The organism is Lacticaseibacillus salsurivasis, from assembly GCF_036246225.1.
Lineage (GTDB): Bacteria > Bacillota > Bacilli > Lactobacillales > Lactobacillaceae > Lacticaseibacillus > Lacticaseibacillus salsurivasis.
In genome coordinates, this window is sequence record NZ_BTTP01000005.1 from 126,469 (window position 1) to 148,539 (window position 22,071).

19 protein-coding genes and 1 riboswitch are annotated in these 22,071 nt (G+C 54.2%); of the genes, 16 read left to right on the forward strand and 3 right to left on the reverse strand.

The genetic code is table 11. The annotated features are described in order from the left end of the window. The first annotated feature begins 77 nt into the window (after positions 1-77). Complete coding sequence (locus tag AAA927_RS05995; RefSeq protein ID WP_125579497.1) at positions 78-320, forward strand: antitoxin; 243 nt, start codon at positions 78-80, stop codon at positions 318-320. An 11-nt stretch (positions 321-331) separates the two neighbouring features. Then, positions 332-685 carry a type II toxin-antitoxin system PemK/MazF family toxin gene (locus AAA927_RS06000; RefSeq protein WP_125579498.1) on the forward strand — a complete coding sequence of 118 codons (354 nt, stop codon included), beginning with the start codon at positions 332-334 and terminating at the stop codon, positions 683-685. Positions 686-781: 96 nt separating this feature from the next. On the opposite strand, the gene AAA927_RS06005 is transcribed toward AAA927_RS06000, so the two are convergent. Further along, a complete protein-coding gene (locus AAA927_RS06005) occupies positions 782-2,707 on the reverse strand; it encodes a DUF3800 domain-containing protein (protein ID WP_338216619.1) in 1,926 nt (641 codons plus the stop codon). A gap of 142 nt (positions 2,708-2,849) precedes the next feature. Then, a riboswitch (PreQ1 riboswitch) is annotated at positions 2,850-2,895 on the forward strand. A gap of 7 nt (positions 2,896-2,902) precedes the next feature. On the opposite strand from AAA927_RS06005, the gene AAA927_RS06010 reads away from it, so the two are divergent. After that, positions 2,903-3,406, forward strand: a complete 504-nt coding sequence (locus AAA927_RS06010) for a QueT transporter family protein (RefSeq protein WP_338216621.1) — start codon at positions 2,903-2,905, stop codon at positions 3,404-3,406. Between the two features lie 286 nt (positions 3,407-3,692). Here the strand turns inward: AAA927_RS06010 and cbpA are convergent, their stop codons facing one another. Together cbpA and AAA927_RS06020 are read right to left on the reverse strand one after the other, a co-directional pair. Beyond that, on the reverse strand, positions 3,693-4,358 hold the full coding sequence (gene cbpA, locus AAA927_RS06015; protein ID WP_125579501.1) for a cyclic di-AMP binding protein CbpA: 666 nt from the start codon (positions 4,356-4,358) through the stop codon (positions 3,693-3,695). A 148-nt stretch (positions 4,359-4,506) separates the two neighbouring features. After that, positions 4,507-5,484: an L-lactate dehydrogenase gene (locus AAA927_RS06020; protein ID WP_125579502.1), complete on the reverse strand. Its 978-nt coding sequence runs from the start codon at positions 5,482-5,484 to the stop codon at positions 4,507-4,509. Positions 5,485-5,809: 325 nt separating this feature from the next. On the opposite strand from AAA927_RS06020, the gene pth reads away from it, so the two are divergent. The 13 genes from pth to lysS all read left to right on the forward strand — a co-directional run bounded on the left by pth (position 5,810) and on the right by lysS (position 21,593). Beyond that, complete coding sequence (gene pth / locus AAA927_RS06025) at positions 5,810-6,367, forward strand: aminoacyl-tRNA hydrolase (protein WP_338216624.1); 558 nt, start codon at positions 5,810-5,812, stop codon at positions 6,365-6,367. Between the two features lie 138 nt (positions 6,368-6,505). Continuing rightward, positions 6,506-10,018 (forward strand): transcription-repair coupling factor, encoded by a 3,513-nt coding sequence (mfd, locus tag AAA927_RS06030; protein ID WP_338216626.1) that lies wholly within the window; start codon positions 6,506-6,508, stop codon positions 10,016-10,018. Beyond that, positions 10,008-11,582: a polysaccharide biosynthesis protein gene (locus AAA927_RS06035; protein ID WP_338216628.1), complete on the forward strand. Its 1,575-nt coding sequence runs from the start codon at positions 10,008-10,010 to the stop codon at positions 11,580-11,582. Before mfd ends, AAA927_RS06035 begins: the two co-directional genes overlap by 11 nt. 22 nt (positions 11,583-11,604) lie before the next feature. Then, complete coding sequence (locus tag AAA927_RS06040; protein WP_125579506.1) at positions 11,605-11,868, forward strand: RNA-binding S4 domain-containing protein; 264 nt, start codon at positions 11,605-11,607, stop codon at positions 11,866-11,868. Positions 11,869-11,937: 69 nt separating this feature from the next. Then, positions 11,938-12,309, forward strand: a complete 372-nt coding sequence (locus AAA927_RS06045) for an FtsB family cell division protein (RefSeq protein ID WP_338216630.1) — start codon at positions 11,938-11,940, stop codon at positions 12,307-12,309. Between the two features lie 86 nt (positions 12,310-12,395). Beyond that, a complete protein-coding gene (locus AAA927_RS06050; protein ID WP_338216632.1) occupies positions 12,396-12,884 on the forward strand; it encodes a S1 domain-containing RNA-binding protein in 489 nt (162 codons plus the stop codon). 151 nt (positions 12,885-13,035) lie between these two features. Next, the gene (gene tilS, locus AAA927_RS06055) at positions 13,036-14,331 is read left to right on the forward strand and encodes a tRNA lysidine(34) synthetase TilS (protein WP_338216634.1); all 1,296 of its coding nucleotides are present in this window, start codon (positions 13,036-13,038) and stop codon (positions 14,329-14,331) included. Positions 14,332-14,347: 16 nt separating this feature from the next. Continuing rightward, on the forward strand, positions 14,348-14,887 hold the full coding sequence (hpt, locus tag AAA927_RS06060; protein ID WP_125579510.1) for a hypoxanthine phosphoribosyltransferase: 540 nt from the start codon (positions 14,348-14,350) through the stop codon (positions 14,885-14,887). 74 nt (positions 14,888-14,961) lie between these two features. After that, entirely contained in the window at positions 14,962-17,256 is a 2,295-nt protein-coding gene (gene ftsH, locus AAA927_RS06065) for an ATP-dependent zinc metalloprotease FtsH (protein ID WP_338216637.1), read from the forward strand. Positions 17,257-17,408: 152 nt separating this feature from the next. Beyond that, positions 17,409-17,960, forward strand: a complete 552-nt coding sequence (locus tag AAA927_RS06070; protein WP_338216638.1) for a hypothetical protein — start codon at positions 17,409-17,411, stop codon at positions 17,958-17,960. 175 nt (positions 17,961-18,135) lie between these two features. Beyond that, positions 18,136-19,035, forward strand: coding sequence for an Hsp33 family molecular chaperone HslO (gene hslO / locus AAA927_RS06075; protein ID WP_338216640.1), 900 nt, complete (start codon positions 18,136-18,138; stop codon positions 19,033-19,035). Further along, complete coding sequence (dusB, locus tag AAA927_RS06080) at positions 19,025-20,041, forward strand: tRNA dihydrouridine synthase DusB (RefSeq protein ID WP_338216642.1); 1,017 nt, start codon at positions 19,025-19,027, stop codon at positions 20,039-20,041. The genes hslO and dusB overlap by 11 nt, the downstream gene beginning before the upstream one ends. A 64-nt stretch (positions 20,042-20,105) precedes the next feature. Then, the gene (gene lysS, locus AAA927_RS06085; protein ID WP_338216645.1) at positions 20,106-21,593 is read left to right on the forward strand and encodes a lysine--tRNA ligase; all 1,488 of its coding nucleotides are present in this window, start codon (positions 20,106-20,108) and stop codon (positions 21,591-21,593) included. Positions 21,594-22,071: the final 478 nt, after the last annotated feature.

Here is a 22,071-nt window from a genome sequence, read left to right on the forward strand (position 1 = left end):
ACCGCCTTAAATGGGCGGTTGTTTTTTCTTATCCCTGTGATACGATGAAATAAATTGGAGAACAGGGGGGTCTTGAAATGGACGCAGGGGATTTAATCAAGTTGGATCAGCCATTAGCCGAGTTACTTGACGCGTACTGTCGGGGCAATGGCGTCGACGAACAAACCGTCGTGGCACTAGCGCTGCGCCGTTTTTTGACCGATGACGATCCTGCATTAGCCGCTTTAATCGCTGGCTATGTTAAAATGGGAGCGTTGAATGCGCAAATCGCCAACGAGTTCACGGTTTGCGAAAGTGAAGCGTTGACCGAAAGTTGGTAAAGGAGGGGGCTATGGTCGTTGTTAAACGCGGAGATGTCTTCTTCGCCGACCTATCGCCAGTCATTGGCTCGGAGCAAGGCGGGATGCGCCCGGTTTTGATTATTCAAAACGATGTGGGTAATCGCTACAGTCCTACTGTGATTGTGGCGGCGATTACCTCCCGCATTGCCAAGCCCAAGATGCCCACGCATGTCGGGCTGTTAGCGGAGGAAGATGGGATCGAGCGCGACTCGGTGATTTTACTCGAGCAAATTCGCACCATCGACAAGCAGCGCCTCCAAGACAAGGTCACGGCCTTGACGCCGGCTAAAATGAAAGCGGTCGATACCGCCCTCGCCATTTCCGTAGGACTAAAGGTCGTCTAAACATAGAACATCCCATCTCGCTGCGGCGAGATTTTTTTATTTGGAAAGAATCAAAAACCGCCTACCGCACAATGAAGTGCGATAGACGGCATCGGTCTAGCGAACGCCGGCAAGCAACGTGGCGATGTTGTTCAAAGCATCGGTCGCGATTTGCATGGCATCGGGGTCAATCTTGAATGGCGGCAGGGTCTCATCCGTGTAATGCAGGATGGCGGTGGTGCGCGCAATCATGTCATACCAATTCTGGAATGGCATCTTGTTGATGGCACCAGACACAGAGGCTGGCGCAATTTGGAGCAGTTGGTTGATGACCAGCTTCGTTTGCGCGAAGGTTTCATCAGGTACTTCGGCCATGTCCGCTGCCTTAGCGGCCAGATGCGCCATGCGGTCGGCGGCATTGAGGACGGGGTTATTGAACGGTTCGCTTTGCGTGTTTTGACTGGGGCGATCGTCCAAGAGATATTTCTGCAAGCCCACCATGGCAAAGAGTTGCAGCTGATCACCGAGTTGACCGCCGATGTTCGGCAGCTTGTGAATACCAGTGGAAGCGACTTGGTCTGGGCCAAAAATCATGGCGGCGTGACTGACAAAGTCGCTGTATTGAACGCCAATCGTGGTTTTGGAATCCGTGGTCCGGAACATGAATATCACTTCGCGGCCGGTCTGGGCTTTGACGTAAGCATGCAGCATCCGCGCCGCCATCGCCAGCTGTTCGTCGGTGATTTCACTGCGCTGGTCCATGACCACCCGCACTTTGGTCGGCTTGCTTGGCAAGGCGTCCAAAATCCGGAGTAAAGCAGCGACATACGGGTACAAAATACCAAAGCTCAGGCTGAAGTTACCCGTATCTGAAAGCGGGGAGTACACCGCATAGGTTTGCGCGCCGGTATTTTTGGCGTGGCGCAGCATGGCTTCCAGCTGGTCGCGCGCTTTGCCGCGGGCCTTGACTTCATCACCTGGCTGCCAGCCGAACGGGTACAGCGTCTGCATGAATGGTACCAAGGCCTGGGTGTCATCGGGATCAACCACAGTTGCGCCGATCGACATGTTCCGCTGGTAGTCAGACCCGCCGCCGAATGATTCGTCCATGTAAATCATAATGGTCGTTTCCTGGCGGACAGGGTGAATATCAGTGTGATCAATCGTTTGAACGGCGGTTTGACTGGTTGACGTCGGTGTCTGGGTCGTGGTTGCGGACTGAGACGCTGCTGGTTCGGTGGTGTTGCGGGCAAGCTTGGCAGGACGGCGGCCGCGGCGCTGCCGCTCATGATGCTGCTCGTTGCCTTCGCGTGGCGTTTTAGCTTCGGCTTTTTCCGCTACCGCGGGCTTGGTTGCAGGCTGTTCAGCAGTCGGGTTAGCTTGAGCCTGGACTGGCGCCGTTTGCTTGGCTGCTTGCTGGGTATTGCGTTGCCGGCGCCGGTTGGACTGTTGCTTGTCCTGGGTTTCCGCTGCCGGACGTGCGGGTTTGCTGCTGGCAGCCGCGGTTGCCGCCTGGCTTTGCGCTTGGCGATGTGCTGGCCGGTTAGCCGCTGGTTTTGCTTGCGCTTGGCTGCGCGGCTGGCGCCGAGGTTGCTTGTTGGTCTGCTTGGCTGTTACGGCTTCTGACTGCTTGCCTTGGTCAGCGGAAGCCGCATTTTGCTGTTGCTGGCCCTGCTTGGCTGGCTTCGCGGTTGTCTTCGTCGCTCGTGGTTGGCGCGCCTGCTTTGGGGCAGGCTTTTCCGTCTGCTCAGACTTGGCTTGCGCTTTGGGCTTCGCGGGTTGGCGCTTGGCTGGGGATTTGGCTTGCTGAGCAGATTCGGCTTCTGCCGAGTCGAAAATCGTGAAACTGTTCTTTTGTTGTTGGATCGGGTGTTCTTCGATGAACCGGTTGATCTTGAAGGTGATCGGCCGACTCATCGTAGTCTCTTTCAGCGCTTTTCGCATGCTGGAAGGTGAAATGCCGATTTGCTTGGCCGCCTGAGTCAGACTGAGATGTTCTTGGGTCATGATCTGTTTCAGTCGGTAAGCTGTCGCTTCTGTCATCTTATGCCTACTTTCTTTGAGAAAATTGTGGTCAAGTTTGACCACTCCCTTTTATTGTACGGCATCACGTGCGGGATGCACACAGAATTTTCTGAAAAGCACGGCTGGCGGTGGACAGCCGCGTCATTTCGTGGGAAACTGGAGCGTCGTGGTTCGCAATCCATCCCACGCTAAAAAACTAGGAGGCATTATTGTATGAAGAAAAATACCACCAAGGCTTTGGTCACCAATGCGTTGATCGTCGCCTTGTACGTCGTTTTATCCTGGGCCCCAGGCGTGTTCAATCTCGCCAGTGGTGCCATTCAATTCCGGCTGTCTGAAGCCCTCAACCATCTGGTGGCCTTTGACCGCAAATACCTGTTCGGCGTTGTGGTCGGCGTGATTGTCTACAACGCGTTGTTCTCGCCGATGGGCTGGCTGGATGTCTTGTTCGGTGGCGGTCAAAGCTTGCTGGGCCTAGCCGTCGTGGCTTGGGCCGGTCAGCACCTGCCAAAGGTCTGGCAGCGTCAGGCCTTGGCCATTGTGATGATGACCGTCACCATGTTTCTGATTGCCATCGAGCTTGTGTGGACCGCGCACCTGCCATTTTGGGTCACCTATGGTAGCTTGATGCTGTCAGAACTCGTAATCATGGCCATTTCGGCGCCAGTCATGTATGTGATCGATAAAACCGTGCATTTTGCCCGGTACGTGAATTAAAACCAAAGGGCTGTGACGAAAGGCGGTTTTGGAGCCGACAGGTAGCCTTTCTAACGCATGTCAGCCTGTAAGCGCTCTGCGCTACGGGCTGATCAAGCCATCCACCAAGTCCGAACTTTGGACTCGGTGGCGGGCGTAGCTGCTGCCGCATGTCAGCCTGTACGTGCTTTGCACTACAGGCTGATCAAGCTGCTCGGCTCCGGCCTTTTGGCACGTAACTCTGCTAGAACATTCGAGGTGAATCAAACAGGGGGTGTGACAATTGTCACACCCCCTGTTTGATTCACTAGATTTCTTCGTCAATGCGCAGCGGCTGCCCGCTTTGCAAATCATCGATCTCTGCTACTCGGAAGCCTTTGCGTTCAAGGCGGGCGACGCATTCGTTAAGCGTATTTTCATCAATGCCGGCTGGCAGCGTGAATAAGGTGCGGCGGACGATTTCGTCTTGCTTGGCATCGAGCGTTAAACAGCCGGAAATGGACACGTATTTAGCCAAAATCTTGCTCATTGCCGCCAAGTCGCCGCGGGCCCCAGTCGACATCACGGTTAAGACGTAAGAGCCGACATCGATGTTCCATGATTCGGACAGCATGGCCAAAAGCCGAGCGTGGGTCAGGATGCCATAGAAATTGGCATTTTCGTCCAGCACCGCGATGTAAGGCAAATCCTTGATGTTGAAGAAGACCTTGAAGAACGGGGCATCAATGGGAATCGTTTTGGTGGCGTTTTTCAGCAGGTAAGTCACTGGCAACGTCATATCGCCGCCTTGTGACTTGTGGCGATAGATGTGCATTTTATAAATGTTGCCGCGGAAAATCTGCCCGCTTTCGTCGACAATCGGTACGCAGCGGAATCCAGAATCCTCGAGCGTCTTGAGCGCTTCTTCAAGCGTGACGGTTTCCTTAACCGTCGTCAACGCGTCCTTTTTCTGGATGAGTGATTTGATGACCATGATGTTTCCTCCAAGCTCCCCAATTTGAACATTAAAACTTTCTCATTCGTCCATAATACCACAGACCTGCGCCGCTGACACGTGCTACTCAGACGCCGTGAGACAATAAAAAAAGCGCCGTGCCGAAGCACAGCGCTCATCAGTCAAATTACTGACGGGTTTCGATGTCGTTCTTGGCGAACGCATCGGTGATAACCTTCTTCAGTTGACTTGCTGACTTGTCCATGGATTCTTGTTCGTGGTCGGTCAAAGGAATTTCCAGAATGTTCTGGATCCCGTTAGCGTTGATCACAGCAGGAGAACCGATGAAGATGTCATGCTGACCATATTGGCCATCCATGTAAACGGACAGTGGCAATACGGCGTTTTCGTCGTTCAAGATGGCCTTAGAAATCCGGGCCAGGGCAGTTGCGATACCGTAGAAGGTCGCGCCCTTCAGCTTGATGATTTCGTAAGCGGCGTCACGAACGTTTTCGAACATGTCAACCAGCTTGCTTTCATCGATTTCTGGGTGTTCCTTAACCCATTCAGAAATCTTGATCCCACCGATGTTAGCATGTGACCAAACAGGGAATTCGGTGTCACCGTGTTCGCCCATGATGTAAGCATGGACCGAACGAGCGTCAACGCCGACCATTTCAGCAATGGACTGACGGAAACGAGCGGTATCCAGAGAAGTACCGGAACCAACCACGCGGTTCTTAGGGAAGCCAGACAGCTTCCAAGTAGCGTAGGTCAGAATATCAACAGGGTTAGCAGCAACCAAGAAGATGCCGTTAAAGCCAGAGTCAACGATTGGGTCAACGATGGACTTCAAAATCTTCAGGTTCTTGTTAACCAGGTCAAGCCGGGTTTCGCCAGGCTTCTGAGGGGCGCCGGCGGTGATGACAACTAAGTCAGCATCCTTGGCGTCGCTGTATTCAGCAGAGTAAATCGTCTTTGGCGTGGTGAATGGCAGCGCGTTGCTTAAGTCGATCGCGTCACCTTTCGTCTTGTCTTTGAAAATGTCAACGATCCCAATTTCCTGAGCGATGCCCTGCAAAACCATTGCATAGGCGTAACTTGAACCAACGGCACCGTCACCAACAAGAATTACTTTTTGGTGATCTTTTTTAGCATTTGCCACGGTGATATCATCCTTTCATATGTGCAGTGTACAATTCATCTTGAAGTATAACACAATTGCTCATGGATGCACGCCTTTCCAGAAAATTTATCCGAGTTTACTTTTGACTTGCCATTTCCGTAAAGGCCGGTCTTACGGGGTTTTGTGAAACTGTTCACCAACCCAAAAAAGATGAAAGCAACCGTTTTCATAAGCAATTGGGTATCATTGATTAAGCGTTTTCAAAGCCCTATTTTCGCAAGTACGCGTCTTCCTTGCCAGGTCTGGTATACTGGATACCGGAAAAGGGGGTCGCAAGTTTCGTGGCCCCTTGCAGGAGGTAACTATGAAAATGATCGTCGGCCTGGGCAACCCAGGCAGTCAGTATGCAAAAACCAAGCACAATATCGGTTTTATGGCTGTGGACGCGTTAGCCAAAAAGTATGACGTCGAGATCCGCAAGCAGGAGTTTAATGCCTTAACCGGCAGCACCTTTGTTGATGGCGAGAAAATCCTGCTGGTGAAGCCGCAAACCTTTATGAATGATTCGGGCCGGGCGGTGGGCCAACTCAAAGCCTTCTATCAATTTGCGGCCGATGAGATCTTGATCATTCAAGACGATATGGATATGACCATGGGCCGCCTGCGGCTGCGCCAACGCGGCTCCGCTGGCGGGCACAATGGCATCAAGTCCATCATCAATGTGCTGGGCACGCAAGATTTTTACCGGGCCAAAATCGGCATCCAGCATCCCAAGCGGCAAAAAGTCGTGGATTGGGTGCTGACGCCTTTTAGCAAGGATGACCAAATTGCGATTTTGACCGGCATCGACAAGTTGCAGGACGCTGCGGATGACTGGATCCACGGGCTGGATTTTGCTCAATTGATGAATAAATACAACTGAGTTTGTAAGGAAGCCTTAACGGCGTTGCCGGGCTGACTTTGAACGTGCGATAATGCAAACAGAATAACTGCTTAGGGGGCCACCATGCCAATGGTGGCCTTGTGGGCGTGGCATCGTTTTGCCTTTAAAGGAGCATTTATGGATCTCATTGAAATGATGGCGCAAACGCCAGAGCTAACAACGCTATGGCCCGGCCTTGATGCCGGGCGCCATTTGGTCACTGGGCTTGATGGTTCAGCTAAGGCGTTGTTCTTAGCAGCAGCGCTGCGGCAAACCAAGCGCCAACTGATGGTGGTTGAAAACAATCGGTATCATGCCGAAGAATTAATTGCCGACCTCACTGCCTTAGTGGGGCCTGATTTGGTGTGGTCCTTCCCGGTTGAAGACGTGCTGGCGGCAGAAATTGCCGTCAGCTCGCCGGATACGGTGAATGAGCGCATCAACACCTTGAACTGGCTCGCCAGTGGCCAGCCCGGGCTAGTGGTCACCAGTTTGGCCGGCATGAAACGGCTGCTGGTGCCGCAAACCACCTGGCAGGCGGCAACATTGACCCTGGATCTGGACTCGGAAGTTGATCCAAAAGCCCTGGCCGCCACTTTGGTCGCAATGGGTTATCAACGTGATCAGCTGGTCACGGCGCCCGGTCAGTTTGCGATTCGCGGCGGTATTATCGATGTTTATCCACTCAACCAGGACGATCCCATTCGCATCGAGTTGTTTGATACCGCGGTGGATTCCATGCGCCGCTTTGCCATGGACACCCAGCGCAGCATTGAAAACTTGGATCACGTCATGATTACGCCGGCCACGGATTTGATTGCTGGCCCTGAGGTGCTCAAGGCCGCTGGCGCAACGCTCACGGCGCTAGGCACCAAGGCCAAGGCGAAGGCCAAAACGAAAGAAGCCAAGCAGGCCCTGACCAATGGCCTGCTGGCGACCGCAACGCAGCTGGCGAATGGTGAACGGCCCGAAGCCCTTGCGCTATACATGCCGGCGCTCTATCCAGAGCCGGTGCGCTTGGTGGACTATCTGCAAAAGGATGCCATCATTGTTTTTGATGATTACACGCGGCTGTTAGATGCCGATGTTAATTTGGTGCAAGAAACGGTCGACTGGTATGCGGGCCTGGCGGAAGGCGGCCGCATTGCTGGTGAACAGCCCAATGTCACCTTGCAAGCCTTGGATCATCATCAGCGCCGCGCCCATTTGTATTTGAGCTTATTCCAAAAAGGCATGGGTAATGTGCGTCTGAAGTCGCTGACGGCGCTGCCAAGTCGCAACATTCAGCAATTCTTCTCCCAGATGCCACTGCTCAAAACCGAATCTGACCGCTGGCGCAAGCAGCATTTAACCGTGGTCTATTTGGTGCAGGAACAGGCCCGGATTGATAAGCTCAACCAGACGCTGCGTGATTTTGAAATCGATAGTGTGATCAGCCCCAAAAACGACTTGCTGCCGCAGGTGCAACAGGTGGTGCAAGGATCGCTGGCCAATGGCTTTGAGCTGCCGAGCGCGCACTTGGTGGTGGTGACCGAGCATGAGCTCTTTAACGCCAAGGTGAAACGCCGCGCCCGCCATCAAACGCTGGCGAACGCTGAACGACTGCGCAGCTACACGGAGCTGAAGCCTGGCGATTACGTCGTGCACGTTAACCACGGGATTGGCCAATACACCGGCATGCAAACGCTGGTGGTGGATGGGGTCCATCAAGACTACATCACCATTCTCTATCAAAAAGGCGATCAGCTTTTCATTCCCGTCAATCAGCTGCATCTGGTCCAAAAGTATGTTGCGGCGGATGGCAAAACGCCACGCATTAACAAACTCGGCGGCAGTGAATGGCAGAAAACCAAGCGCAAAGTGGCCGCCAAGATTGAAGATATTGCCGATGATTTGATCAAACTCTACGCCGAGCGCGAAGCGGAACCGGGTTTTGTCTTTGCGCCAGATGATGATTTGCAGCGCGCCTTTGAGGCGGAATTTCCTTATCCGGAAACCCCAGACCAATTGCGCGCCAGCAAGGAAATCAAGCACGACATGGAAAAGTCCCGGCCGATGGATCGCTTGCTGGTCGGGGATGTCGGCTTCGGTAAAACTGAAGTCGCGTTGCGGGCGGCGTTTAAAGCCGTCGAAAACGGTAAGCAGGTAGCCTTTTTGGTGCCGACCACGATTTTGGCCCAGCAGCATTACGACACGATGGTGGATCGCTTCAGTGATTTTCCGGTGAAAATTGGGATGCTGTCGCGCTTTCGTACCAACAGCCAGATCAAAGCTACCTTGGCAGATTTGGCCGCCGGGCAGCTGGATATCGTGGTGGGCACCCATCGCCTGCTGTCCAAGGATGTGCACTACCATGACCTTGGCCTACTCATTGTGGATGAAGAACAGCGCTTCGGTGTCAAGCACAAGGAAAAGCTCAAGGCGCTCAAAGCCAACGTCGACGTGCTGACTCTGACCGCCACGCCGATTCCACGCACGCTGAACATGTCGATGCTTGGCGTGCGGGATTTGTCGGTGATCGAAACGCCGCCAACGAACCGCTATCCGATTCAGACTTTTGTCATGGAGCAAAATGCCGGCGCCATTCGCGAAGCGATTGAGCGAGAACTGGAACGCGGTGGGCAGGTGTTTTACTTGCATAACCGGGTATCAGATATCGAACGCACCGTCGCGGAAGTGGAAGCCTTGGTGCCAAGCGCCACAGTGGGGTATGCCCATGGCCAAATGTCCGAAACGCAGCTGGAAAATGTCATTTACGATTTTGTCCACGGCAACTTTGACGTGCTGGTCACCACCACCATTATCGAAACCGGCGTGGACATGCCGAATGTCAACACCTTGATCATTGAAGATGCTGACCGCTATGGCTTGTCCCAGCTGTACCAGTTGCGGGGGCGGATTGGCCGCTCCAGCCGGGTGGCGTATGCGTACTTTATGTACAAGCAAAATCGCGTCTTATCCGAAGAAGCCGAGAAACGGCTTGCGGCCATCAAGGACTTCACCGCGCTGGGCTCAGGGTTCAAAATTGCGATGCGCGATTTGTCGATTCGCGGCGCCGGCAATTTGCTAGGCAGCCAGCAGCACGGCTTCATTGATGCCGTTGGGTATGATCTGTATACCCAGATGCTGGGCGATGCGGTGGCGGCCAAACAAGGCAAAAAGCGGCGGGCCGTGGTCGATGCTGAAATTGATCTGGATCTGGAAGCTTACCTGCCGGATAGCTACGTGGCGGATTCGGCGCAGAAGATTGAGCTTTACAAGCGGGTGCGCGAGTCGGCAACGGATGAGCAGGAAGCCGAGCTACAAGGTGATTTGATTGACCGCTTTGGCGATTATCCTGAGGCAGTGGCGAACCTACTGGCGATTGCGCATCTCAAGCGTTTTGCCGATCAGGCCCAAGTGGCGAAGATTACCCGCAACGAGCAGCATCTGCTGATTCAGTTCACCGCCAAAGCCAGCGGGCAGGTCAGCGGCGAAAAGCTGTTCAGTGCTTTGGCCCACACCAAGCTCAAAGCCCAAGTGGCCAACGACGAGCTGCTGACGGTCACCTTACAGATTCCTAAAACCATGGCGCCAGCGGCTTGGCTGGCGGAACTCACCGCCTTTTTAAAGGCACTGGCCGGACAACAGGAGGCAGGCGATGGAGAATAATCAATTCAAACATGCCATGCGCGGCGCCTGGGTGCTGAGTTTAGGGGCGTTAATTGCCAAAATTCTCAGTGCCGTGTACCGGGTCCCGTTCCAGAACCTGGTTGGTGATACCGGGTTTTACGTGTATCAGCAAGTTTACCCGTTGTATGGCATCGGCATGACCTTTGCGTTATCTGGCTTTCCGGTGTTTGTTTCCAAGCTAGTGGCTGAAGCCCCGGATTTCGAAGCTAAGGCCGCGGTGACCCACCGCGCGCGGGTCATCATGACCTGGCTGGGGCTGGGGATGTTTGGCGCGTTAGAGCTTGGCGCAGGCTTGATTGCCAAGTTGATGGCCGACCCTGGCCTCACGCCGCTGATTCAAAGCGTCGGGTTGATGTTTTTGACCATGCCGCTGTTGTCCACCGCCCGCGGCTATTTCCAAGGGACGTTTGATATGACGAAAACTGCCGTCAGCCAAGTGGTGGAGCAAGTGATTCGCGTGGCGGTGATTTTACTCGCCGCTTGGTTTGCCGTGCAAGGCGGCTGGGATGTCTACAAAATGGGCACCTGGGCCATGAGCGGCGCCTTTTTCGGCGGCCTCGGCGCGCTACTGGTGGTGTGGCCGGCGTATCACCGGGTCTTTCGCAAACGGCGCTTTGCGTTCAGCGGCTTTGACCAATATGCTCAGCTGATGACCCGCTTTGTCCGGGAAGGCGGGGCCATCACGCTGTTTGCTGCGATGCTGATTTTGCTGCAGTTGGTGGACTCTTTTACCGTGACCCGCGGCTTGGTGGCTAGCGGCGTGACGCCAGCGGCGGCCAAAGCCTTAAAAGGGGTGTATGATCGCGGCCAACCGCTGGTGCAACTGGGGCTAGTCGTGGCCACTTCGTTTTCGGCGTCACTGCTGCCGGCGTTGACTCGGGCCGTGGCGCAAGACCGACGCACCGCCTTTCGCCGCACGGCGCGCCAGCTGGTGCACTTTAACTTTGGGCTTTCACTAGCTGCCGCAGCCGGGCTGATTGCCTTGATGCCAGCGGTGAACCGGCTACTGTTTGGCACCACGGCGGAAACACCAGCGCTGCGGATGTATGCGCTCAGTATTGTGCTGGTGGCGCTGATTAATGCTGACAATGCGATTTTGCAAAGCCTCAATCATTTGCGCGTGACAGCGTATGCCTTGGCGGCTGGCTTCTTGGTCAAGTTGATCAGCACGGAATGGTTCACTTTCCGGCATGGGACCTTAGGTGCGGCCTTTAGTACGGTGCTCAGTCTCACCGTGATTTTCGCGGTCTTACATTTCGCCCTGCCGCCGGTGCTGCGCGGATTTGATCCGCGGGCGTTTAATCTCCGGTTATGCTTTGTGGTCGGCGTGATGAGCGTGGTGGTGCATGTGGTGGCCACCCACATGCCCTTTGCCACCCGCGGGGATGCGCTGATTTTACTGGTGGTGACGATTACCTTAGGGGTGCTCCTGTTTGTGGTTTTGGCCAGTTGGGTTAAGCTGTATACCGTACGGGAAGTGCTCACGATTCCATTTGGCCGGCGCTTCATGAAAGCCTGGCGCAAACTCACCCAGCACAGTTAGGTCAATAGAAAGGACTATTGTTATGCGTTTAGATAAATATTTAAAAGTGTCTCGAATCATCAAGCGGCGCACAGTCGCCAAGGAAATCGCCGATAAAGGCCGAATTTCCATCAATGGCAAGGTCGCCAAATCCAGCAGCGATGTTGCCCTGGGGGACGAATTGACCATCGTTTTTGGTAATAAAACCTTGACGGTGAAGGTCCAAGGCCTGAATGAAATCACCAAAAAAGAAGCGGCCGGCGACATGTATACGGTGGTCAGCGAAACCTACAAGGAAAGTTATTAAACTGTAACACGGCGGATGCCAATACTTTGCTATACTGACAGTAACTAGACAAGCAAGGTGGGTCTTTCGATGCAGCAAAAAATCAGGCCGCTTCATCCCCAGTCAACCAAACCCGCGGCGCCAGCCAAATCAACCAGTACGCTCCGGGTGCATAAGCGCCGCTTGGGCTTGATGCTGGCGGCGCTCCTGTTGGTCTGCGGCTTTGGGAGCTATCAGCTGGTGTCCACGCATAACGCGATTGAAACGCGTTCGCAGACACTGTCGACGGCGAAGGCAACGCTGAAGCAGAAGAAAACCGAAACAGCAAACTTAAAAGTGAAAATCGATCAGTTGAACAACGAGGATTACCTCGCCAAATTGATTCGGGAACGTTATTTGATGTCGAAAAAAGGCGAAGTGGTCTTCTCCTTGCCGACAACGCAAACCGACACGCGGAAATAGCCGCTAAAGCGAGCGGCTGCTGTTGCGTGCCGGTTTTTGCGTGGTATACTTAGAAGCACAATTCAATCAGGAGGACATCTTTTTATATGGCAGTTGAAGTTGGCGAAAAGGTTGCGGGTAAGGTCACAGGCATCACGAATTTCGGGGCCTTCATCGATTTAGGCGAAGGCAAGACCGGTTTGGTGCATATCAGTGAAGTCTCTGATGCTTACGTCAAGGATATTCATGATGTGCTCAGTGTCGGCGACACGGTAACCGTCAAGGTGATGTCGATCAAGGAAGGCAAAATTGGCCTGTCCATTCGCCGCGCGGTTGAAAACGCCGGTGAGGGCCATGCCCACACGGAACATCGGCCCCATGAAGCACATCATGACGCCGGGCGGCCAGTGCATAGCGGCGGTCGACCAGCGTTTGCTCCGCGAGGCGCGCGGCCAAGTCGCCCAGGCAAAGATGCGCCGAAGGATGACTTTGACTCCATGATGTCAGGCTTTCTCAAGGAAAGCGAAGATCGGCTGAGCAGCTTGCGGCGCAATACCGAAGGCAAGCGCGGCGGTCGCGGCGGGCGCCGGAGCTAAGCCCGTTGCCGCAGTTGGAACTTGAAGCAAAGCCTGACTTTGCTTCAAGTTCTTTTTTAGTACATGCGACAAGGTGTCAGAATCGGACTTTAGTAGGACGTTTTTCCCAGTCTTGGTATGGTAGGGTAAATGGCACGCGAAGGAGGCCATGATGGAAACAATTGAACGCTACTTGGCCCCATTTGCCTTGCCAGCCGGGACCAAAGTGGTGGTGGCAGTGTCTGGCGGGGTCGACTCCATGGTACTTATGCACCTGTTAGCGCCCTTGCAAGGGCACGCCTTACAGCTCACCGTGGCCCATTTTGATCATCAGTTGCGAACCGAAAGCGCGCAAGAACAGAAGTTGGTGGCCGATGCTGCCGCGGCGCTGCACCTGCCTTTTCAAGCGGGTACGTGGCCGGCGGAGCAACACCCCCAAAGCGGCTTGGAAGCGACGGCGCGGCAAGCGCGTTATGCCTTTTTGACCCAAGTCGCCCAGAACGTTGGGGCGAAAGTCTTGATGACGGCCCATCACGGGGATGACCAAGTTGAAACCGTGCTGTTCCGCCTGGCGCGCACCGGCCATTTGCCGGCGCTGGTGGGAATCAAGCCAGACAGCCAGCGGGGGCCGTTGCGGGTGGTGCGTCCGCTGTTGACCGTCCCTAAAGCGGCATTGCTGAGCTATGCGCAGCGCCACGGCATCCCTTACGCGGAGGATGCCAGCAACCAAGATTTGCGGTACAGTCGCAACTTGATCAGGCACCAAGTGACCCCGGCGCTGAAACAGGTCAACCCTAACCTGGTGGCGCATACGGCGCGGATGACCCAAGCCCTGGCAGCCACCGAAACGTTGGCGCAGCGCCAAGTGGCCAGCATGTTGCCGGCGCCTGGCGACACCGTTGACTGGCGCCAGTTTCTGACTGAAACTCAGGCGGTGCAAGCCATTTTGCTTGAGGCGGCGCTGGCCCGGTGGCACATGGTGTTAACCCCAAGAGTAGCAAGGCAAGTGCTGGCGGCTTTGGCGGCAAATGGTAGTCGCCGCTTTGATTACGGGCAAGGTTTGCAGCTGGAAGCGGCGTATCATGAGTTGCGGCGCGTGGCGACTGAGCCGGCGCCGCGGGCCGTTCTGCTTGAGGCGGCCGAGCAGTGGTACCAGGTGGGCTCACTGAAGTTAGGCCGCTTTGCCGCGCTCCCTGCTCACGCTCAAGTCTTGGCTGCTTTGCCAGCAGGGCCGGTGCTGATTCGCACCAGACAAGCTGGGGATGAGCTGAAATTGGCCAATGGTCAGCATCAACTGTTGCGACGTTATTTTATCAATCAAAAAATGCCTCGAAGCCAGCGGCAAACGGCCTTGGTGGCGGCCCAAAACCACCGCGTTTATTGGGTTGAGGGAATTGATCGCGGTCAATTGTTTCAAGGGTCACAAACTGATATACTGCAAACAGTATTGGCACTTCAAATCGAATGAAATAGGGGAGCAGGTCATGAACGACGACATACTAAAAGTCCTGTACAGCAAGGACGATATCGATGCGATTACCTCGCGGCTGGCTGAACAAATCAACCGCGATTACGCTGGCAAAAATCCATTGGTCATTTGTATTTTGAAAGGCGCGATCATGTTCATGACGGATCTCGTCCGCAAAATCGATGACTATGTCGAAATCGACTTTATGGATGTGTCCAGCTATGGCGACGAAACGGAGTCCAGCGGCGAAGTGAAAGTGCTCAAGGATCTCGATACCAGCGTCGCCGGCCGCGACTTGCTCATTGTTGAGGACATTGTGGATACTGGCCGTACCTTGAGCTATTTGATCAAGATGTTCCAGACCCGTAATGCCGCTTCTATCAAGATCTGTACCTTGATGGACAAGCCTGAGCGCCGGATCAAAACCGTGAAGGCAGACTATGTTGGCACCCAGGTCCCTAATGAATTCGTGGTGGGCTATGGCCTTGATTATGCCGAGAAATACCGCAACTTGCCTTACATCGGCGTTTTGAAGCCGGCGGTATATCAAGAATAGGCAAAAGGCCTGACGCATGGTGTATGATTAAGATATAAGGGAAATGTTTCATCTAATGTTGCTGGAGGTTATGCATGAATAAAAAACAAAACGGGCTGTTCGGCAACACGCTGACCTATGTGATATTGTTTGTGGCCTTGGTCGCAGGCTTTGCATGGTATCTGCGTGGTAATAGCGGCACCCAAACGCAAGAGTTGAGCTCAAGTCAGTTCATCTCACAGCTGAAGAAAGATGAAATCAAGTCTTTCAAGATCCAACCATCTGGCGGCGTTTATAAGGTCTCCGGGGAATACCGGAAGGCTAAAAAAGTCACCAACAGCTCGGCCAATGTCGGCCTGATGACCCAGTCTTCGCCGGCCACGACGAAGTTCTCGTCTTACGTGCCGACGAACAACACTTACATGAAGACCATTGAATCCGCGGCGACGAAGAATAAAGTCACCGTTGACACGGTGGAAGAGTCCTCATCGAGCGTGTGGGTCACATTGCTGATCACGGTGCTACCGCTGGTTATCTTCATGGTGTTCTTCTATATGATGATGAACCAGTCGGGGCAAGGCGGCGGCAATGGCCGGGTGATGAACTTCGGCAAGTCGCGGGCCAAGCAGGCGGATAAGAAAGCCAACAAGGTGCGCTTCTCCGATGTGGCTGGGGAAGAAGAAGAAAAGCAAGAACTGGTCGAAGTGGTTGAGTTCTTGAAAGATCCGCGGAAATTCTCCCAGCTCGGTGCGCGCATCCCAGCCGGGGTGCTACTCGAGGGTCCTCCGGGTACTGGTAAAACGTTGCTGGCCAAAGCGGTCGCTGGGGAAGCTGGCGTGCCATTCTTCTCCATTTCCGGGTCAGACTTCGTTGAAATGTTCGTCGGGGTCGGTGCTTCTCGCGTGCGTGATCTTTTTGATCAAGCCAAAAAGAATGCGCCTTCCATCATCTTCATCGATGAAATCGATGCGGTCGGTCGCCAGCGTGGCGCCGGCATGGGCGGCGGTCATGATGAACGCGAACAAACCTTGAACCAGTTGCTGGTTGAAATGGACGGGTTTACCGGGAACGAAGGCGTCATTGTGATGGCGGCCACTAACCGTTCCGATGTCCTGGATCCGGCCTTGCTGCGGCCAGGTCGATTCGACCGGAAGATTTTGGTGGGCCGGCCAGACGTTAAGGGCCGTGAAGCCATTCTTAAGGTTCACGCCAAGAACAAGCCGTTGGCGCCTGATGTTGACCTAGGCGAATTGGCGCGTGAAACCCCAGGCTTTGTTGGGGCCGATCTGGAAAACGTCTTGAACGAAGCGGCTTTGGTCGCGGCGCGGCGGGGCAAAACCAAGATTGATGCCAGCGATATTGATGAAGCGGAAGACCGCGTCATTGCCGGGCCAGCCAAGAAGGACCGGGTCATTTCCAAGCGCGAGCGTAGCATGGTAGCTTACCACGAAGCTGGGCACGCGATTATCGGCTTGGTGCTGTCTGACTCGCGGGTCGTGCGGAAAGTCACGATTATTCCTCGGGGTCGCGCCGGCGGTTACGCCATCACGTTGCCGAAGGAAGATCAGTTCTTGCTTTCCAAGAAAGACCTTACCGAACAAATCGCTGGCCTGATGGGTGGCCGGACTGCCGAAGAAATTGTCTTTGGCACCGAATCCACTGGGGCCTCCAATGACTTCGAGCAAGCCACCCAGCTGGCTCGCAGCATGGTGACTAGCTATGGGATGTCCGATAAGTTAGGCACAGTGACCCTTGAATCTGAGGGCGGCCAGCCATTTGTCGGCGGTAGCTACGGTCAAATGCCGGCTTACTCACAAGCGACGGCTAAGGCCATTGATGATGAAGTCCGGCGCATTATTGCTGAAGCCCATCAACAGGCGCACGACATCATCGAAGCGCATCGTGAACAGCACAAGTTGATTGCTGAAGCCTTGCTGAAGTACGAGACTTTGGATGAAAAGCAAATCCTCAGCCTCTTCCGTGATGGCAAGATGCCAGAAACGGAACCTGAATTCCCAAGTGAAAAGGCGGCGACCTTCGAAGAAGCCAAGAAAGCCTTGGAACAAAAGGATAAGGAAAAGCAGGCCGAAGAAGGCAAGCCAGCCGCTGATCAGACCACTGATGATCAAGCGACTGCCGATAGCGCTGAAGACACTAAGCCAGAGGCGGAAACTTCAGAAGCCTCAGAAACACCAGAAACACCAGAAACACCAGAAACACCAGAAACACCAGAAACACCAGAAACACCAGAAACACCAGAAACACCAGAAACACCAGAAACACCAGAAACACCAGAAACACCAGAAACACCTGCTGAACCAACCCCATCACATGATGAGGCGGACAAGCCAGCAGAAGATGAAAAGCACGACGACGATCCGTCGGCGTAATGCACTAAGCAGCCTTCCTAGTGGAGGCTGTTTTTTTTGTCTTTCACAAAATCTTCACGCCCTTGCCGCAAGATTCACACACAATCACCACGGCCTGCCCAAGGGTCATCGCTATGCTTGAAAAGTTGAAACAGAGAGGGAGCGTGACGAGGATGTTTGAAGATTATGCCAGTGTGATGATTTATGGGGCGGATGCGCTTGGGCTTTTGGCGCTATTGATTTATGGCTTTGTCCGCCATGATCTACCGAAAAGCCGGCCGAATGCTGAGGCAAAGGCAACCCTGACGGCTCGCTGGGTGCAGCGGATGAAAGTGATAACCGCGCTGAGTGGCCAGGAGCCGCAGTATGTGCCAAGTCTTAGTCGCTGGCTGCGCGTGCTCGGGCTCACTGGCTTGTTCGCTGCCGCCGGGTGTGGGGCGTTTATCGCTGAAGCCAGTGGTTGGAATGGCACGTATTATAGTTGGTACATATGGTTGATTGCTTTGGCTTTAGGCATTTGGGCCACGCTGGCGTGGCGCAATTTTGAACGGCGCCAGCTGATGGCGACCGCCAATCTCAAGCATCGGCGCGCCGAGGACTATCAGGCGCTGGGACTTCACGCTGACGGCCGCTATGTCGCCCAACTGATGGGCACGGCCAAGTACTTGATTGCGGCGCAGGGCTTTTTCATGCTCAGTTGTCTGTTTGCTTTACTATGGAATTAGTGGTGACCAGAAGCGTTCTGCGGAACGCTTTTTTGATTCTGCAAATGATGAAAAAGCCTGGCCGAACTGCTGGCGACGCTGTCCATGTAAACGTTGACCCGTTGGCACTGGGTGGCATCAGCGCAGACTTTCTGGTATGATACTTGCGTTTATGAGGCAAAGGAGAGAGCTGAAAATGGCAGATCAATTGATCACAGCAGTTTCAAAAGACGGGGCGTTTCGCGTCTTCGCCGTCGATGCAAGCGGCGTGGTGGCAGAAGCCCAGCGCCGTCATGATACCTGGAGCGCGGCTTCGGCGGCGTTAGGGCGGACTTTGGTGGCGACACTTTTGCTCTCTGCGGCGGGCCTGAAAAATGACCGCGATTTGCTGACGGTGCGGCTGAAGGGCGACGGCCCGGTCGGTGGCATGGTGGTGGACGGCACTAGCCATGGCACGGTGCGCGGTTACATTGAGCATCCGCATGTCACTTTGCCCCTTAATGTCGTCGGCAAAATTGACGTCGGCCGCGCGGTGGGCCATCAAGGGCTACTGGCGGTGACTAAAGATCTCGGCCTCGGCGAGCCGTTCACTGGCCAAGTGCCGCTGGTCTCTGGCGAACTCGGGGAAGACTTCACTTATTATTTGGCCCAGTCCGAGCAAATACCGGCGGCAGTGGGGTTGTCGGTGTTTGTCAATGCCGACAATTCCATTCAAGTCGCTGGTGGGTTTATGATTCAGGCCCTGCCTGGCGCCAAAGATGCTGAGCTGGCCGCGGTGGAAACCAGTGTCAAAACCCTGCCACTGACCTCAGAGATGCTGCGGCAAGGGCTGACCCCGCTGCAAATTGCCCAGCGCGCGATGGGTGACATTCCGGTGAAACAAGTGGCAGCCAAGCCCGTGGCGTTTGCTTGCACCTGCAGTAAGGCCCATTTTGGCGCAATCATCGCCACCACGCCGCGGCGGGACCTCAAAGCCATGATTGAAGAAGATCATGGCGCCGAAGCCGTCTGCAAATTTTGCGGTGCAAAGTATCAGTATTCAGAAGATGAGTTAAAGGCAATGCTGAAAGCAAAGGATGAGAAGAATGACAACTAAGCCCTTAGAATGGCAAATCGGTGACGTGACGATTCCCAATCGCGTCGTGGTGGCGCCGATGGCCGGCATCACCAATGCCGCCTTCCGCGTGACCGCTAAGGAATTTGGCGCCGGGTTGGTGGTGTGTGAAATGATCTCCGACCGCGGCATCATGTATCACAATAAGAAGACCTTGAGCATGCTGTTCGTGGATCCCCGCGAGCATCCGATTTCTATTCAGATTTTCGGTGGCACCAAGGAAACCCTCGTCAATGCCGCCAAGTTTATCGACCAAAATACCGAAGCCGACATTATCGACATCAACATGGGCTGCCCAGTGCCGAAAGTGACCAAAACCGACGCTGGCGCGCACTGGTTGCTCGATCCGAATAAGGTTTATGAAATGGTCGCCGCGGTGGTGGATGCTGTCCACAAACCGGTGACGGTGAAAATGCGAACCGGTTGGGATTCTGACCATATTTACGCAGTAGAGAACGCCTTGGCAGCCGAGCGCGCAGGCGCTTCGGCTTTGGCCATGCACGGTCGGACCCGTAAGCAGCTGTACACCGGCCACGCCGACTGGAATATTTTGAAAACGGTCAAGGAACAGCTCCACATTCCATTCATGGGCAACGGGGATGTGCGCACGCCGGAAGACGCGAAGCGAATGCTGGAAGAAGTCGGCGCTGATGCCGTGATGATTGGCCGCGCTGCGCTGGGCAATCCTTGGATGCTTAAAGGCGTCGAGACTTATCTGCGCACCGGGGAACTGCTGCCAGAGCCCACCCCACGCGAAAAAATCACCACGGCCAAGCTCCAGCTTCATCGGTTGGTCGATTTGAAAGGCGAAGGTCAGGCCGTGCGGGAATTCCGCAGTCAGGCGGCTTATTACCTGAAGGGCATTCCGCGCGCCGCCCGCACCAAAGCAGCGGCGATGAGCGTGGACACTGAGCAAGAAGTCGACGATATTTTTGACCGCTTCGTCGAAGAAACCGAAGCCCGCCAAAAAGCCAAAGCCGCCGGGTAACGCGGTTGCTTTTTTCTTATGAGATTGGCAAAATGGCTAGTGGACATGAAACGGAGGAATAACGTTGGCTAAGGAACAAAATGAATTAAACGATCAGATGATCGCGCGGCGCCAAAAGATGGAGGCCCTCAAGGCGGATGGCATCGATCCATTTGGTCACCGCTTTGACCGCACCCATTTAACCCAGCAGTTGCATGACGCCTATGACGGCACCGATAAGGATGACTTGGCGGCTAATCCCGTCGAAGTCGTGATCGCGGGGCGGATGATGGCCAAACGCGGCAAAGGCAAGGTCGGCTTTGCGGATCTCCGCGATCGCTCGGGCCGGATTCAAATCTATGCGCGCCGTGATGTTGTCGGTGAAGAAAACTACAAGATCTTCAAAAAAGCCGACTTAGGTGACTTCATCGGTGTGGCCGGCGACATGATGAAAACCGATGCCGGCGAATTGACCGTGCGCGCCACGCACCTGACCTTCCTGAGTAAGGCGCTGCGACCACTGCCGGATAAGTATCACGGTTTGACGAATGTGGAACAGATTTACCGCCAGCGGTATCTGGACCTGATTGCTAATCCAGATAGTTTCGACCGCTTCGTCAAGCGGAGCAAAATCGTCAGTGCTGTGCGCGAGTATCTGGACAACTTGGGCTTTCTTGAAGTTGAAACCCCAGTGCTGCATACTTCCGCCGGTGGCGCGAATGCGCGGCCATTCATTACGCATCACAATGCTTTGGACATCGACTTGTTCCTGCGCATTGCCTTGGAGCTGCACTTGAAGCGGCTGATTGTGGGCGGTATGGAACGGGTTTATGAAATCGGCCGAGTGTTCCGGAACGAAGGCTTAGACACCAAGCACAACCCAGAATTCACCGAATTGGAAACTTACGCCGCTTACTGGGACCTCAGCGATGTCATGAACGAAACGGAAGGCTTATTCCGGTTTGTGGCCCACAAGGTCTTAGGCACCGGCGCTATTTCCTATCAAGGTCAAGCGATTGATTTGGATGCGCCATTCAAGCGGGTGCACATGGTGGACGCCATTAAGGCGGAAACCGGCATTGATTTCTGGGCGCCGATGACCGACGAGGCGGCCAAGCAGCTTGCAGACGAAAAAGGCGTGCACTATGAAGCCTTCTGGAAGACGGGCCATATCATTAATGCGTTCTTCGAAGAATTCGTGGAACCAACTTTGACCCAGCCAACCTTTGTCTATGGCCATCCGATCGAAGTGTCGCCGCTGGCCAAGAAGAGTCAAAAGGATCCGCGCTTTGTGGATCGCTTTGAACTCTTCATGCACGGTAATGAATACGGCAATGCCTTTACCGAACTGAATGATCCCATCGACCAAAAAGCCCGGTTTGAAGCCCAAGCGGCCGAAAAAGCCAGTGGTAATGACGAAGCCCAGCCCATTGACAATGATTATGTCGAAGCCCTGGAATATGGCATGCCACCAACTGGGGGCCTCGGTATCGGGATTGATCGGTTGGTCATGCTCTTGACCGATGCCGCATCGATTCGCGATGTGCTTTTGTTCCCAACCATGCGGCCATAATGGCCAAAGCAGGTCTCCTTGGATGGAGGCCTTTTTTGTTGCCTGAACATTGGGTGCTGGTCATACCGTAAAAAGTGGGTCTAACTCGCATAAAAGACAAACGAAAAATTGATGCTTTTAATGCTCGTTCGGAAACTGCAAAAGGTTGAAAATTTTGTTGACGCTGTGCGGTTCTGCTGATATGATAAATACCGTTGTCAAGGCAACCACGGCGGTTTTTAAGCCGCACGACTGATAATTTTCAGTTGACGGCTTTCAGGCGTGGTGGTAAGATTTCATAGTTGCCTTTTGGACAAGGTAGTCCTTTGAAAACTGAACAAAGTTTCGTAAATGTGATAGGGCTTTTCGATGTAAATCGAAGAGAATTAAACATGAGCGAAGTCAATTCGCAAACAACAAATCGAGCTATTCAAATAACTCATTATATGAGAGTTTGATCCTGGCTCAGGATGAACGCTGGCGGCGTGCCTAATACATG

Coding starts and splice junctions, on each gene's coding strand:
- AAA927_RS06000 (WP_125579498.1), top strand. CDS start 332: ATGGTCGTTGTTAAACGCGGAGATGTCTTCTTCGCCGACCTATCGCCA.
- hpt (WP_125579510.1), top strand. CDS start 14,348: ATGAACGACGACATACTAAAAGTCCTGTACAGCAAGGACGATATCGAT.
- hslO (WP_338216640.1), top strand. CDS start 18,136: ATGGCAGATCAATTGATCACAGCAGTTTCAAAAGACGGGGCGTTTCGC.
- AAA927_RS05995 (WP_125579497.1), top strand. CDS start 78: ATGGACGCAGGGGATTTAATCAAGTTGGATCAGCCATTAGCCGAGTTA.
- AAA927_RS06005 (WP_338216619.1), bottom strand. CDS start 2,707: ATGACAGAAGCGACAGCTTACCGACTGAAACAGATCATGACCCAAGAA.
- AAA927_RS06010 (WP_338216621.1), top strand. CDS start 2,903: ATGAAGAAAAATACCACCAAGGCTTTGGTCACCAATGCGTTGATCGTC.
- dusB (WP_338216642.1), top strand. CDS start 19,025: ATGACAACTAAGCCCTTAGAATGGCAAATCGGTGACGTGACGATTCCC.
- tilS (WP_338216634.1), top strand. CDS start 13,036: ATGGAAACAATTGAACGCTACTTGGCCCCATTTGCCTTGCCAGCCGGG.
- cbpA (WP_125579501.1), bottom strand. CDS start 4,358: ATGGTCATCAAATCACTCATCCAGAAAAAGGACGCGTTGACGACGGTT.
- AAA927_RS06035 (WP_338216628.1), top strand. CDS start 10,008: ATGGAGAATAATCAATTCAAACATGCCATGCGCGGCGCCTGGGTGCTG.
- ftsH (WP_338216637.1), top strand. CDS start 14,962: ATGAATAAAAAACAAAACGGGCTGTTCGGCAACACGCTGACCTATGTG.
- AAA927_RS06050 (WP_338216632.1), top strand. CDS start 12,396: ATGGCAGTTGAAGTTGGCGAAAAGGTTGCGGGTAAGGTCACAGGCATC.
- mfd (WP_338216626.1), top strand. CDS start 6,506: ATGGATCTCATTGAAATGATGGCGCAAACGCCAGAGCTAACAACGCTA.
- AAA927_RS06045 (WP_338216630.1), top strand. CDS start 11,938: ATGCAGCAAAAAATCAGGCCGCTTCATCCCCAGTCAACCAAACCCGCG.
- AAA927_RS06040 (WP_125579506.1), top strand. CDS start 11,605: ATGCGTTTAGATAAATATTTAAAAGTGTCTCGAATCATCAAGCGGCGC.
- pth (WP_338216624.1), top strand. CDS start 5,810: ATGAAAATGATCGTCGGCCTGGGCAACCCAGGCAGTCAGTATGCAAAA.
- AAA927_RS06070 (WP_338216638.1), top strand. CDS start 17,409: ATGTTTGAAGATTATGCCAGTGTGATGATTTATGGGGCGGATGCGCTT.